This is a genomic window from Bacillus sp. FSL K6-2839, assembly GCF_038003365.1.
GTDB lineage: Bacteria > Bacillota > Bacilli > Bacillales > Bacillaceae > Bacillus.
Window position 1 is genome coordinate 1,246,890 of record NZ_JBBOOZ010000001.1, and the last position, 14,778, is coordinate 1,261,667.

At 40.6% G+C, this 14,778-nt stretch carries 10 protein-coding genes; all 10 read left to right on the forward strand.

The features are described from left to right. Positions 1–14: 14 nt before the first annotated feature. The 10 genes from dapA (at position 15) to yfmH (ending at position 14,656) form a co-directional block, all read left to right on the forward strand. Entirely contained in the window at positions 15–881 is an 867-nt protein-coding gene (gene dapA / locus MHH26_RS06065) for a 4-hydroxy-tetrahydrodipicolinate synthase (protein ID WP_044142095.1), read from the forward strand. Positions 882–1,052: 171 nt separating this feature from the next. Continuing rightward, the gene (rnjB, locus tag MHH26_RS06070) at positions 1,053–2,720 is read left to right on the forward strand and encodes a ribonuclease J2 (protein WP_066030894.1); all 1,668 of its coding nucleotides are present in this window, start codon (positions 1,053–1,055) and stop codon (positions 2,718–2,720) included. Between the two features lie 119 nt (positions 2,721–2,839). After that, positions 2,840–3,568, forward strand: coding sequence for a ClpP family protease (locus MHH26_RS06075; RefSeq protein ID WP_034662249.1), 729 nt, complete (start codon positions 2,840–2,842; stop codon positions 3,566–3,568). Beyond that, a complete protein-coding gene (locus MHH26_RS06080) occupies positions 3,565–3,801 on the forward strand; it encodes a YlzJ-like family protein (RefSeq protein ID WP_060596305.1) in 237 nt (78 codons plus the stop codon). Before MHH26_RS06075 ends, MHH26_RS06080 begins: the two co-directional genes overlap by 4 nt. A 111-nt stretch (positions 3,802–3,912) precedes the next feature. Beyond that, positions 3,913–6,285 carry an FtsK/SpoIIIE family DNA translocase gene (locus MHH26_RS06085; RefSeq protein WP_334749168.1) on the forward strand — a complete coding sequence of 791 codons (2,373 nt, stop codon included), beginning with the start codon at positions 3,913–3,915 and terminating at the stop codon, positions 6,283–6,285. Positions 6,286–6,450: 165 nt separating this feature from the next. Further along, the gene (locus MHH26_RS06090; RefSeq protein WP_060596309.1) at positions 6,451–7,176 is read left to right on the forward strand and encodes a GntR family transcriptional regulator; all 726 of its coding nucleotides are present in this window, start codon (positions 6,451–6,453) and stop codon (positions 7,174–7,176) included. 102 nt (positions 7,177–7,278) lie between these two features. Then, complete coding sequence (locus MHH26_RS06095) at positions 7,279–8,508, forward strand: MFS transporter (protein WP_223250456.1); 1,230 nt, start codon at positions 7,279–7,281, stop codon at positions 8,506–8,508. A gap of 317 nt (positions 8,509–8,825) precedes the next feature. Then, complete coding sequence (locus MHH26_RS06100; RefSeq protein WP_340972736.1) at positions 8,826–11,942, forward strand: MMPL family transporter; 3,117 nt, start codon at positions 8,826–8,828, stop codon at positions 11,940–11,942. A 144-nt stretch (positions 11,943–12,086) separates the two neighbouring features. Continuing rightward, positions 12,087–13,367 carry an EF-P 5-aminopentanol modification-associated protein YfmF gene (gene yfmF / locus MHH26_RS06105; RefSeq protein WP_034662230.1) on the forward strand — a complete coding sequence of 427 codons (1,281 nt, stop codon included), beginning with the start codon at positions 12,087–12,089 and terminating at the stop codon, positions 13,365–13,367. Next, positions 13,364–14,656 carry an EF-P 5-aminopentanol modification-associated protein YfmH gene (gene yfmH / locus MHH26_RS06110; protein ID WP_340972739.1) on the forward strand — a complete coding sequence of 431 codons (1,293 nt, stop codon included), beginning with the start codon at positions 13,364–13,366 and terminating at the stop codon, positions 14,654–14,656. The genes yfmF and yfmH overlap by 4 nt, the downstream gene beginning before the upstream one ends. Positions 14,657–14,778: the final 122 nt, after the last annotated feature.

Consider the following 14,778-nt stretch of genomic DNA (forward strand, 5'->3'; position numbering starts at 1 on the left):
ATGAGGTGAAAAAAATGAATTTCGGAAATATCGCAACAGCTATGATTACACCTTTTGATAAAAAGGGCAACATTGATTTCCAAAAGCTATCAATTCTCATTGATTACTTATTAAAAAACGGCAGTGACTCTTTAGTCGTTGCAGGGACAACAGGCGAATCGCCAACTTTATCGACTGAAGAAAAAGTCGCTCTTTTTCAGCAATCGGTGAAATTAGCAAATGGTCGTTGTAAAATCATTGCAGGAACAGGCAGTAATAATACAAATGCGTCTATCAAACTAACGAAAAAAGCAGAAGAAGCGGGCGTTGATGCAGTGATGCTTGTCGTACCTTACTACAACAAGCCATCACAGGAAGGCATGTATGCACACTTTAAAGCCATTGCCGAGTCTACATCTCTTCCTGTCATGCTTTACAATGTACCAGGGAGAACGGTTGCGTCATTAGCCCCAGAAACAACCATTAAACTTGCGCAAATACCTAACATTGTCGCGATCAAAGAAGCAAGCGGTGATCTTGATGCCATGACAAAAATCATTGCAGAGACACCAGAAGATTTCGATGTATATTCAGGTGACGACAGCTTAACACTTCCAGCTGTATCTGTTGGTGCAAAAGGAGTGGTCTCTGTGGCGTCTCATATCGTAGGACTTGATATGCAGCAAATGCTGAAAAGCTATGCTTCAGGTCAAACGGCCAATGCCGCATTGATCCATCAAAAGCTGCTCCCAATCATGAAACAGCTTTTCACAGCGCCAAATCCAACGCCTGTCAAAACAGCTCTTCAGCTAAAAGGACTAGATGTCGGATCGGTTCGTCTTCCGCTTTTACCTTTATCAGAAGAAGAGAGACTGGATTTAAGCAGCGTCTTAAACAGCTGATCAAAACAAAAAATTTCGTAAGCGGTCATTCTCAGATGTCCCTGAGTATGACCGTTTTTTATACATAAACACTTTCTTAAAATGTGACTTCATCTTGTTTTCTAAAATTAGATTCAGTTATAATAGCATTAAGCGATGATGGACGGGCTTGAGACTAGGAGGATAAGAATTTTGAAAAAGAAAAATACAGAGAACGTAAGAATTATTGCACTGGGAGGCGTTGGAGAAATCGGGAAAAACCTATATGTCATTGAAATTGATTCTGACATATATGTGGTAGATGCAGGATTGATGCATCCAGAAAACGAAATGCTAGGCATTGACGTCGTTATTCCTGATATCTCTTATTTAACAGAACGTGCTGATCGGGTGAAAGCAATTTTTCTTACCCACGGACATGATGAAGCAATCGGAGGCGTATTCCATTGCTTAAGCAAATTGTCTGTACCAGTTTACGGAACGAAGCTGACCCTTGCGTTACTTCGAGAAAAATTAAAGCAGTATGGCTTCAATCAAAAAGCTGACTTGCGTGAGGTACATGCAAAATCAGTCATTACGTTTGAAACAACAAAGGTATCATTCTTTAGAACGAATCACAGCATCCCTGATTCAGTTGGGATCAGCTTTAAAACCTCTCTTGGTTCAATCGTATGCACAGGTGATTTTAAATTTGATCAAACCCCAGCGCTTAATCAAGCCTGTGACATCGGAGAGATTGCGAAAATTGGAAACAATGGCGTTTTAGCACTTCTTTCAGACAGTGCGAATGCTGAAAAACCAGGTTATACACCTTCTGAGGCGCTCGTCCAAGACGAAATCTCAAATGCGATGTACAATGCTGAAAATCGAGTAATTGTCGCTGTATCTTCATCTAACATTAACCGCGTGCAGCAGATCATTAATGCAGCGAATCAAAATGGCCGTAAGCTTGCCGTAGCAGGGAAGAATATGATGACGACTCTTCAGCTGGCGATCAAACTTGGTTATGTCACAGCCGACGAAGAATTATTTGTACCAGTTCAAGAAGTGAAGAAAATGGCGAAAAACGATGTGGTCATCCTGACAGCTGGAAGCCACGGAGAGCCTCTTGCTGCTTTAACAAAAATGGCAAAACAAAATCACAAACAGCTTCATATTGAAAAAGATGACACTGTTGTGATTGCATCTACACCTCTTCCAGGACAAGAACTCACATATTCAAAAACAGTGGATTTCCTCACAAGAAGCGGCGCACAAGTCATTTTTGCGCAAAAACGTGTGCATGTCTCTGGACATGGCTGCCAAGAAGAGTTAAAGCTGATGCTGAACTTACTAAAGCCAAAGTATTTAATTCCGGTGAATGGCGAATATCGTATGCAAAAAGCACATTCTCGTATTGCTGAAGAAGTGGGAATGAAACGAAGTGACATTTTCTTGATTGATAAAGGGGATGTTGTAGAGTTTAGAGGACAGAACGTAAAAATCGGTGAAAAAGTTCACCAAGGCAATATTTTGATCGATGGTCTTGGCGTTGGTGATATCGGGAACATTGTGCTACGCGATAGACGCCTATTGTCTCAAGATGGTATCTTAATTGTCGTTATTACGCTTGATAAACAAAAGAAACAATTAATTTCTGGACCTGAAATCATCACAAGAGGATTTGTGTATGTCAGAGAATCCGAAGAGCTGATTGTAAAAGCGACAGAAATGGTCAAAGGAATTGTCAAAGAGCAAACGGAAAACTCAATTGTTGAATGGTCAACATTGAAACAATCCATGCGCGATGTACTCAATCAATTCCTATATGAAAAAACAAAACGTAAGCCCATGATCATTCCAATTATTATGGAAGTGTGATGTGAAAGCCCAAGGAGCATAAGCTCTTTGGGCTTTTTTGATGTGGCACTAGGAATGCGGATTGAATACGGCCTTCTTGTTCATAATAGAAGGAGAGTTTGAGGAAAGGATGGAGACAAATGGACGAAAAGAATGAACAGCAGCCTGAGCGAAAGCCAGAAGAAAAAGACAGCATTATGAGCAAAATACAGCAGCTTGGTGAAACAGCCATACCACAGCTGCCGCAAGATACAAATATACATTGCCTCACCATTATTGGACAAATTGAAGGCCACATGCAGCTTCCGCCACAAAATAAAACAACCAAATACGAACATGTCATTCCGCAAATCGTCGCAGTTGAACAAAACCCGAAAATTGAAGGTCTTTTGATCATCTTAAATACAGTAGGCGGCGATGTTGAAGCGGGACTAGCGATTGCAGAAATGCTTGCATCTTTATCGAAACCGACTGTATCGATTGTACTTGGCGGCGGCCACTCTATTGGTGTCCCGATTGCTGTATCGTGTGACTATTCCTATATTGCAGAAACAGCCACGATGACCATTCATCCTGTGCGTTTAACTGGTCTAGTGATTGGTGTCCCGCAAACCTTTGAATACTTAGATAAAATGCAGGAAAGAGTCATTAACTTTGTAACAAGCCACTCCAATATTACAGAAGAGAAGTTTAAAGAGCTCATGTTCTCAAAAGGCAATTTGACAAGAGACATTGGAACAAATGTTGTTGGTCATGAGGCAGCAGAATACGGACTCATGAATGAAGTAGGCGGCGTAGGACAAGCGATTAAAAAGTTGAACGAACTGATTGGAGACAGGGCATCTCAAAACGAGGGGCTGATCCAATGATTTTATATACACCTATGCCATATGAAGCCATTTACGCGGAGGAACAAGGAGACCGCAAACTTCAGCAGGTAAACATCCAAGGCGTGCCAGTTATGGTTGAAATGAAAGAGGATGAAGCAGAAATCGTTCAAGTCATGAGTACCAATCCAATGGACTTTCTGAATCAAGAGCTTGCACCAGGCAAGCGATTGAAGTTACAATTAGGCACCAATCAAACCGACTCATATGAATGATTCTATGCTATAATAAAGGGAAAACTTACAACAAGATGCAGCCAAAACCAGGCTGCTTTCTTTCTGATCTTTTCGGTAGGTTATATTTTCTTTCGTAGTAAGGTGATGAGTATGGCTAAAAAGAGAAAACGGAAAACGAGAAAAAAACAAAATAAACAGCTAAAACTGAAATATGAATTAAATGGGTTAGTCTGTATTGCCATAGCGATCATTGCCATTTTACAGCTAGGCGTCGTTGGACAAACCTTCGTACATTTATTCCGATTTTTTGCAGGTGAATGGTTCATTCTCTGCCTTATCGGATTATTTCTTTTTGGCGTGACCATCTTCTGGAAAAAACAAATCCCAGATATGTTGACAAGGAGAAAAGCAGGGCTATACTGCATCATTGCGAGTATCTTGCTTTTGTCTCATGTGAAGCTCTTTCAGCACCTTTCATCTGCGGGCGCAATAGGCTCTCAAAGTGTGATAAGAAATACATTTGAGCTTTTCTTAATGGATATGAAAGGTGAGACTGGGTCACCTGATTTAGGAGGCGGCATGATCGGTGCCGTATTATTTGCTGCTTCATATTTCTTATTTGCGCAAGCAGGCTCTCAAATTATGGCAATCGTTCTGATGCTGATTGGAATTGTGCTGATTACAAATCGTTCTCTTCAAGAAATGGTGAAAAAAGTGACACTGCCTGTCTCACAATTTATGGTGAAGCAGTGGAAAGCGTTTGTTGAAGATATGAAAGGAATCAGGCAGGCGAAAAAGAGCGCGCCCCCTCAAAAAACAGGTGAAAAGAAAAAACGGTCTCGTATTCAGGAAGAGGACGATGATGATCAGATCTTGATCGAAGAGGAAACGCCGGTTTCAGACAATAGCCAGCCAATCATCTCAAGCTTTGCTGATAGAGATGACATTCTCACCCCGCTCGTTCAAAAAGAGCAGACGGCAAAAGAGACAGAGCCTCTTCAAGAGTCTGTGCAAAGTGCACCAGTTCCATCAGATACACCCGATGAACCAAAAGAGGCGCCGCCGATGACATTTACTGAACTTGAAAACAAAGATTACGAATTGCCGTCACTTGATATTTTGGCAGAGCCGCAGCACTCAGGGCAGCAAACAGACAAGAAAAATATATACGAAAATGCAAGAAAGCTTGAAAAAACGTTTCAAAGCTTTGGTGTAAAAGCAAAAGTCACACAGGTTCACTTAGGACCGGCGGTCACAAAATATGAAGTCTATCCAGATGTCGGCGTGAAGGTAAGTAAGATCGTCAATCTTAGTGATGACTTAGCCCTTGCTCTCGCAGCAAAAGACATTCGGATTGAGGCGCCGATACCTGGTAAATCAGCCATCGGTATTGAGGTTCCTAATGCAGAAATCGCGATGGTTTCTTTAAAAGAGGTATTAGAATCGAAGCAAAATGACCGTCCTAATGCGAAGCTGCTGATTGGACTGGGCCGAAATATTTCTGGTGAAGCCGTTCTGGCTGAAATGAACAAAATGCCGCATTTACTTGTAGCAGGCTCGACTGGAAGCGGAAAAAGTGTGTGCATCAATGGTATTATCACAAGTATTCTTATGAGAGCGAAACCTCATGAGGTGAAAATGATGATGATTGATCCGAAAATGGTTGAACTAAATGTGTATAATGGCATTCCGCATCTGCTCGCACCGGTTGTAACGGACCCTAAGAAAGCCTCACAGGCACTTAAAAAAGTAGTCAGCGAAATGGAGCGCCGCTATGAATTGTTTTCCCATACGGGGACAAGAAATATTGAAGGATACAATGATTACATTAAACGAATGAATCAATCAGAAGAGGCCAAACAGCCAGAACTTCCTTATATTGTTGTCATTGTAGACGAGCTTGCAGATTTAATGATGGTCGCTTCCTCTGATGTAGAAGATTCCATTACAAGACTTTCGCAAATGGCTCGTGCTGCCGGGATTCATTTAATTATTGCTACACAAAGACCTTCTGTCGATGTCATTACAGGTGTCATTAAAGCCAACATCCCATCTCGCATCGCCTTTAGCGTGTCCTCGCAAACAGATTCAAGGACGATCCTTGATATGGGTGGCGCAGAAAAACTGCTGGGCAGAGGGGATATGCTGTTTCTACCGGTAGGTGCAAACAAACCGGTTCGTGTGCAAGGCGCCTTTTTATCAGATGAAGAAGTGGAGCATGTCGTTGATCATGTGATCACCCAGCAAAAAGCACAATATCAAGAAGAAATGATTCCAACTGAAGAAACGCAGGATCAGCTTACAGCTGTGGATGACGATTTATATGATGAAGCAGTGGAACTCATCATCGGCATGCAGACGGCTTCTGTCTCTATGCTTCAAAGAAGATTCCGCATCGGCTATACCCGAGCGGCTCGCCTGATTGACGCAATGGAAGAGCGAGGCGTTGTCGGCCCTTATGAAGGAAGTAAACCGAGAGAAGTCCTGCTCTCAAAAGAACAATATGACGAGCTCTCTTCATAAATCGAAGAGAGCTTTCCTAAAAAAGAAGTAAACGATAGTATGATTATGTTAACTGGAAGTCAGACTATTTATTTATTTGCAAAAACATGATATAGTTGTGTTCAACTTATCTCGGAATAGAGATTTCTCATCTTATCATTTGCATTGATTAGACGGAGGGAAAACATGTCGACCAAAACAGACAATCGCCATTTATATTTGAAAGTGATTGACCGTATTAAAGAAGATATACAAACAGGCGTATATGCAGAAAAAGAAAAGCTGCCTTCTGAGTTTGAGCTCTCAAAGCTTTTAGGCGTGAGCAGAGCGACACTGCGTGAAGCCCTTCGTGTATTAGAAGAAGAGAAGTATTTAATTAGAAGGCATGGTGTGGGAACGTTCGTCAACTCAAGACCACTCTTTTCAACAGGCATAGAACAGCTGGCAAGTGTCACGAAAATGATCGAGCAGGTCAATATGACGCCTGGTACCATCTTTTTATCCTCGCAAGAAGGGGAGCCGACAGAGAATGATGTGATTCGTTTTCAGTGTGATGAATCTGATGAGATTTTTTCAATGGAACGCGTTCGAACGGCAGATGGACAGCCAGTGGTATATTGTTTAGATAAAATTCCGGTCAAGCATCTTCCCGCTTCTTTTACACATGAAGAAGAGTCTCTTTTTGAGCTGTTTGGAAGAGAACCACACAGCGGGATTAAATATGCAGTTGCTGACATCGAACCAATCGGCTACCACGATCAGGTTTCACCGATACTCGAATGTGACCCTGAAACAGCATTATTATTACTGAAACAAATGCACTATGATCAGGATGATCAGCCGGTCTTATACTCGCTTAATTATTTTCGAGCGGATAAATTCAGCTTTCATGTGATACGTAAACGATTTTAACAAGCAGTCGCTTCCATAAGCGGTTGCTTTTTGTTTGCCCATACATAATACCCGTAAAACTTGCCACACTAATACGTAACAGTATATAGAATTGGGTGAATGATGTTGGGCGAGAAAACAGTCAGTAAAAAGAATATTATTGCATTATCATCAGTGCCTCTAATCATGACACTTGGGAACTCGATGTTAATACCTGTATTGCCAGAGATAGAAAAGACACTCTCCATCACTTCCTTTCAAGTCTCCCTCATTATTACGGTATACTCTGTTGTAGCGATCTTATGTATTCCAATCGCCGGCTATTTATCGGACCGAATCGGGCGTAAAAAGGTACTCCTGCCGTGTCTGTTAATCGCAGGTCTTGGTGGGGCTGTGGCAGCAGTTGCCTCAACGATCATGAAAGAACCCTACATGTGGATTCTATTTGGAAGGGTCCTTCAAGGCGTTGGCTCAGCCGGAGCAGCACCTGTCGTGATGCCGTTTATAGGAGATTTGTTTCATGATGATGAAGAAGTAAGTGCGGGACTTGGCGCCATCGAAACCTCTAACACAGCTGGAAAGGTATTAAGCCCGATTATTGGGGCGCTTCTAGCTTCATGGTTTTGGTTTGTGCCGTTTTGGTTTATTCCGTTCTTTTCAATCATCAGCTTTCTCATGGTACTGTTCATGGTAGAGTCCGCGAAAAAAGAGGAGGACCCGCCTACATTCAAAGAATTTTTAAAATCAACAAAGACCATTTTTAAGCATGAGGGACGCTGGCTTTATGCCATTTTTGCAATTGGCGGTTTTATTATGTTTCTTCTTTTTGGTGTGCTTTTTTACTTATCTGATAACCTAGAGGCAGCTTATCAAATTAAGGGTGTCAAAAAAGGGCTCCTGCTTAGTATCCCGCTCCTTTTTCTATCCATCAGTTCATACATTGCTGGGAAAACGATTGGAAAAGAAAAAGGGAAAATGAGAATCTTTATAATCGTAGGCATGGCCTTGTTATCACTTTCCTATATGTTTTTATGGTGGAATCACAGCTTTTACGTATTGTTTATCTGTTTAAGCGTTGGCGGTGTTGGCATCGGTATTGTACTGCCTGCACTTGATGCCCTGATCACAGAAGGAATCGAAAAAGAGCAGTGCGGAACCATTACGTCATTTTACAGCAGTATGCGTTTTATCGGTGTCGCTTTAGGACCTCCGATTTACGCCTATCTCATGGATAAAGGGGACTCCATCGTTTTTATTCTCTCGACCATTTGCAGTCTTATTTCACTATTTTTGGTCCTCTTCTTTATCCAGCCAGATGAAAAGGATGAAAGTGAACAATTAAAAACGGTTTAATCTAGAAAAAAGACGGTATTTTGCCATCTTTTTTCTTTTTTATAAATTGACATGTAAAATTTTGATAGTTAAACTAATGTATAGTAATATCTTTTAAATTATCCCAAATAGGAGGTGTTCAAAAACATTCATTTTCTGTCTTTCTTCAGGCAGAAATTGAGCTCGCGTGCTGATGATGAATATGTGTTTCTTCAACACGAAAAGACAATTGAATAGGTCATCCTGCCATTAGCACGTTGAAGGAGACGCAGTCAGCACTTCAGACACGCTCAAATACAGCAAATTGATTGATGAACTAGAAGGAGCTTGAAGCAGCTATGTTGCAAATAATTAAAGCAAGATGGATTGTATTAGTGGTGTGGATGATAACAGCTGTGATTCTGTTTATTACTGCGCCTAATTTAGAGGAATTAACAAGAGAAAAAGGGCAATTAAAGGTTCCGGAGGGGACACCAACAGCTGAGGCACTTCACTTATTGGATAAGCTATCAGATCATAACGGGAAAAAAGATACGGGTGTCATTGTATTCTCCGAACAACATCTGTTCCCTGAGAAAGAGCAGGAATTAAAAAAGGCTTTATCTGCACTCATGACTCATGCCCCAGACCTCCACATTGACGGAATTACTTCGTATTTTCATGTAGATCCGGACATTCAAAAACAACTTTTATCAAAGGATAAAAGTACACTTCTTGTTCCATTCAAATTCGACCACTACGAAACAAAAGCTGTGAAGATTAAAGAACAAATTGAGGAAGTTTTAAAGCCCTATCATGTCTCATATGAAATGACGGGTCAAAAATTTGTGGATTCAGATGTCATTAAAAGCTCTCAACAAGGTCTGAAGAAAACTGAACTTATTACGATGATTTTTATTTTCTTTATTTTAATCATTGTTTTCAGATCGATTTTGGCACCTGTTGTTCCGCTCATTACGATCGGCATTTCTTATGCCGTCAGCCGGTGTATTGTGGCTTTTCTAGTAGAATATATGCAATTTCCTCTATCTAATTTTACTCAGATTTTTATGGTAGCTATTATGTTCGGTATAGGAACAGATTATTGTATTTTGCTGTTAAGCCGTTTTAAAGAAGAGATCGGTCAAGGTCGTGATGTCAAAGAGTCGATTATCATCACATATAAATGTGCAGGGAAAACGGTCTTTTTCAGTGGCTTAGCCGTGTTAGTCGGCTTCTCAAGCATTGGGTTTGCCAAATTTCAATTGTATCAATCAGCTGTTAGTGTTGCTGTTGGAGTTGGCATACTGCTGATTGCCCTAGTCACCATCGTTCCCTTTTTTATGTCTGTTTTCGGACAATCCCTTTTTTGGCCATCTAAAAGAGAAAACATTCGCCACCCGCAAAGTAAAATGTGGGAATGGGCTGGGCGTTTTTCATTTAAAAGGCCGCTGATCAGTTTAGGTTTAGTTGCACTAATTACTGTGCCTCCTATTTTGATGTACGACGGAACTCTTTCTTATAACAGCTTAAATGAGATTGGGACAAAGTATGAATCAGTGTCTGCATTTAATACGATATCAGAGCAATTTGGCTTTGGGGAAGCGCTGCCCCTGAATGTACTTGTTGAAAGTGACAATAAGTTAGATAACCAAGAAAAGATTGTCATGATTGAAAAACTGACCCGTAAATTAAATGACATTGACGAAGTAAAAACAGTCCGCAGTGTCACTAGGCCTGTTGGAGACGGGCTAAGTCAGCTTTACGTCACCTCTCAAGCAAAAGAGCTGGGAGGAGAACTTGGCAAAGGCCACGAAGGAATCGGGAAAATTTCAGATGGCCTGACCGAAACAAATCTTGCCCTTCTCAAACAAAAACCAAAAATTCAAGAATCCGCTAAAGGCATTGACCAGCTGATTGATGGAACAAAAGCGATCAAAAGCGGAATTGGAGAAGTAAGGGAGTCCTTGATCTCTTTAGAAGATGGGGTAAGGCGCAGTAAAGATGGCGTCGGAACCATCCGAAGTAAAATCAAAGAAGCGAAAAAGGAATTAGAGCAAGAATATCGCAGCAGTGAAGCGATGATTCAAGAGCTTAAGCGAATGGTGAGTACGCTGGAACGTCATGCGAAATCGAATCAGCAGCTGATGACCACCATTAAAAAAGTAAAAAATTCCTATGAAAATGTATCGTTTGAAGCACTTGAAAAACGGCTTCCAGAAGTAAAAGATATGGATGAATATAAAGAAATCAAGAAAGTATTCAAAGACACAAAAGGAATGCTTGATCAAGCAGGGGACCAAATGAGTGTGTATGAAGAGGAAGCCTCTCACTTTAAACAAAAGATCAAAAAAGCAGATCAAGTAATTCAAACCTTATCAAGCAAGCAAAAAGACGTAAAACGCCAAGTGCAAGCACTCATGGACGGGCTCGATCAAATTTATGACGGTCTTGAACAAACAAATGAAGGACAAAAACAATTGATCAAAGAAATGCCTAAAATTGAAGATGGAGCAGATCAGCTGACAGACGGCCAAAAATCCATCAAAAAAGGATTTAACCAGCTTTCATCAAAACTCACATTGTTAACAGATGGTTTAGATGAAAGTATTGAAGGGCTCGAGCAGGTCAAAAGCGGCTTCACAGAGGCGGGCGGCTACTTAAAGCAGCTTCAGCAAGCGCCAGATGAAGAAATAACGGGCTGGTTTATTCCAGAAGAGGTGCTGAAACGTCATGAATTTAAACAAATCTTTCAGACGTATATGTCTCCAGATCGTAAATTAACAACCTTTGAAGTCATTTTAAATGTGAATCCATACAGCAATGAAGCGATGAAAGGCGTTGCGAAAATTGAAGACACTCTTAAACAATATTTACCTGTCAGCGGGTTAAAGAATGCAAATTACGGTGTGTCTGGTATCTCAAGTTTAAATGTAGATTTAAAAGAAACATCTGACGGTGACTTTATTCGAACGGTCATTTTCATGTTAATTGGCATCTTTATCATTTTAATTATATTATTGCGGTCAATCGTCATGCCGATATACTTAACACTTTCACTTATTTTAACGTATTTTACATCCATCGGTTTAACTGAATGGATCTTTAAAACCTTTTTTGGCTACGACGGTGTCAGCTGGGCTGTCCCATTTTTCAGCTTTGTCATTCTTGTCACCCTTGGCATTGATTATTCGATCTTTCTGATGGATCGCTTTAATGAATGGAAGGGAGAGCATGTGCAAGCATCAATGATATCAGCGATGAGAAATATGGGTTCCGTCATTATTTCAGCAGTCGCGATATTAGCGGGGACCTTCGCCGCCATGCTGCCGTCTGGTGTATTATCACTTATTGAGATTGCAACGGTCATACTCATTGGACTTTTATTATATGCTTTTGTTGTATTGCCGCTCTTTATCCCGGTCATGGTTCGTATTTTCGGTAAATGGAATTGGTGGCCTTTTAGAATGAAATAACACCGGCGTCTCTGCTTATAGCAGAGGCGTTTTTATTTCCTATCCTTTCCTCTGATTGATATAATGTCTATTAAATGGCTGTTTCACGTATATATCAGCTATGTTCTAATACATAATAAATAGGATGAACAAAGGAGGTTTCTCATGACGTACTTACAAGAGAAGACACTAGACACACCTGGTCTTCATACTCATATTGTCAAAACAGAAAAATTTAAAACGGTCACAATCCTTTTTAAAATGCTTGCGCCTCTATCGAAAGATGATGTCACCATGCGTTCACTTTTCCCGCATGTGCTGTTAAGAGGAACAGAGAAAATGCCGAAAACGGGAGAATTGCGTGCTTATTTTGATGAGCTTTATGGTGCAACTGTTTCGGCAGACATGGCGAAAAAAGGGGAAAATCACATCATTACCTTCCGCCTGGAAATGGCGAATGAAAAATATTTAAAGGATCAAACCCCTTTACTAGAAAAAGGGATTGCTTTACTATCTGACCTACTATTCCATCCGTATGTTGAAGATGGGGTGTTTAGTCAATTATATGTAGATCAAGAAAAACGCACATTAAAACAGCGAATTCAAGCAGTGTATGATGATAAAATGCGTTACTCGAACTTAAGACTTGTGCAGGAAATGTGCAAAGGTGAACCGTATGCACTGCACGTCAATGGAGAAATGGAAGACATTGAAACGATCACAGCTCACTCGCTTTTTGAAGCTTATGAGCATGCGCTTCAATCAAATCAGCTTGATCTTTATGTTGTGGGAGATGTTGACGAACAAGACATCAGCCGAATGGTCTCTCAATACTTCAAAACAAGTGATAGAGAACCGGTCAAACAACACGCTGACTCAACAAGAACGCAAAAAGAAGCAAAAGAAGTCATTGATGAAGAGGACGTGAAGCAAGGCAAGCTGAATATCGGCTTTCGCACGCATACGACGATTGCAGATGAAGATTATCCGGCGCTGCATTTGTTTAATGGCATATTTGGCGGCTTCTCGCATTCGAAGCTATTCATCAATGTTCGGGAAAAAGCAAGTCTTGCGTACTACGCTGTGTCTAGACTTGAGAGCTTTAAAGGCTTGATGATGGTCATGTCAGGAATTGAAGTCGGCAACTACCAGCAGGCAGTAGACATCATTAAAGAACAATTTGAAGCGATGCAAAAGGGTGATTTTTCAGATGAAGCGATTGACCAAACAAAGGCTGTCGTCAAAAATCAGCTGCTTGAAACGATTGATACATCTTATGGGACAGCAGAATATTTGTATCAGCATGCTGTTGTGCCAACAGGGGAAACCCTTGATTCCTTTTTAGAAGCATTAGATCGAGTGACAAAAGAGGATATCATCAAAGTGGGTCAGAAAATCGAATGGGATACGACCTATTTTCTTAAAGGAACGGAGGGTGCTTCATGACAGTGAAAACAATTCAATTCGACCAGCTGCAAGAAACGGTCTATCACGAAAAAATGGAGAGCGGACTTGACGTCTATGTGCTGCCAAAGCAAGGGTTTAACAAAACCTATGCGACCTTTACAACCAAATATGGCTCTGTCGATAACGAATTTGTGCCGCTTGGCAAAGAAGAGATGATTCGAGTGCCTGACGGAATTGCCCATTTCTTAGAGCATAAACTGTTTGAAAAAGAAGATGGAGACGTATTTCATACATTTAGTAAGCAAGGAGCATCCGCAAACGCTTTTACAACGTTTACGAGAACAGCTTACTTATTCTCAAGCACCTCAAATGTCGAACAAAACCTTGAGACACTCATTGATTTTGTTCAAGAGCCTTATTTTACTGAAAAAACAGTCGAAAAAGAAAAAGGCATCATTGGTCAAGAGATTAACATGTATGATGACAATCCGGACTGGCGTTTATTCTTCGGTCTGATTGAAAATCTTTATAAAGAGCATCCCGTGAGAATTGATATTGCTGGAACAGTAGAAAGTATTGCTCCGATTACAAAAGATCATTTGTATGAATGCTATGAAACGTTCTATCACCCGAGCAATATGCTTCTATTTGTTGTCGGCCCCGTTGATCCGAAGCAAATATTAGATCAAGTCAGAGCGAATCAGGCGAAGAAGCCATTTACAGACCAGCCAGAGATCAAACGAAAAGACATCAATGAGCCTGAAGGTGTGTACCGAAAAGAATACGAACTTCCAATGAACGTACAAGGCTCGAAATGTATGTTCGGGTTGAAAACAAAGAATCCTCATAAAAAAGGGAATCAGCTGCTAAAACATGAGCTCGGTATGAATCTCATTTTAGAGACGCTGTTTGGTAAAAGCTCCTTACAATATGAACAAATGTATGAAAAAGGCTTAATTGATGAAACCTTCAGCTACGATTATACGGAAGAAGGCGGTTTTGGCTTCACGTCCGTTGGCGGAGATACAAATGATCCTGATCAACTGGCAAAAGTATTAAAAGAAACCCTTCTTCAAGCAAAGAACTTGATGTCAGAAGAGAAAATTGAGCTCGCTCGCAAGAAGAAAATCGGCAGCTTTTTAAAAGCCATGAACTCTCCCGAATACATTGCGAACCAATTCACCCGATATGCATTTTTAGACATGAGCTTATTTGATGTCGTGACCATGCTGGAACAGATTCAATTAACCGACATTCAGCAAATTTTAGAGGAAGAAATTGATGAAGAACGGATGTCCGTTTTCAAAGTCGTCCCGAAAACAAAATAAATAAAAAAAGACAAACTCAAATCAAATGAGTTTGTCTTTTTTTATGTCTAATTGATAAAAGCATGTTAATTGTGAGAATTTTCATTGACAATCAATTTGTTCGTTAGTTAAACTCTTTAATA

Coding starts and splice junctions, on each gene's coding strand:
- dapA (WP_044142095.1), top strand. CDS start 15: ATGAATTTCGGAAATATCGCAACAGCTATGATTACACCTTTTGATAAA.
- MHH26_RS06075 (WP_034662249.1), top strand. CDS start 2,840: ATGGACGAAAAGAATGAACAGCAGCCTGAGCGAAAGCCAGAAGAAAAA.
- MHH26_RS06080 (WP_060596305.1), top strand. CDS start 3,565: ATGATTTTATATACACCTATGCCATATGAAGCCATTTACGCGGAGGAA.
- MHH26_RS06085 (WP_334749168.1), top strand. CDS start 3,913: ATGGCTAAAAAGAGAAAACGGAAAACGAGAAAAAAACAAAATAAACAG.
- MHH26_RS06090 (WP_060596309.1), top strand. CDS start 6,451: ATGTCGACCAAAACAGACAATCGCCATTTATATTTGAAAGTGATTGAC.
- MHH26_RS06095 (WP_223250456.1), top strand. CDS start 7,279: ATGTTGGGCGAGAAAACAGTCAGTAAAAAGAATATTATTGCATTATCA.
- MHH26_RS06100 (WP_340972736.1), top strand. CDS start 8,826: ATGTTGCAAATAATTAAAGCAAGATGGATTGTATTAGTGGTGTGGATG.
- yfmF (WP_034662230.1), top strand. CDS start 12,087: ATGACGTACTTACAAGAGAAGACACTAGACACACCTGGTCTTCATACT.
- yfmH (WP_340972739.1), top strand. CDS start 13,364: ATGACAGTGAAAACAATTCAATTCGACCAGCTGCAAGAAACGGTCTAT.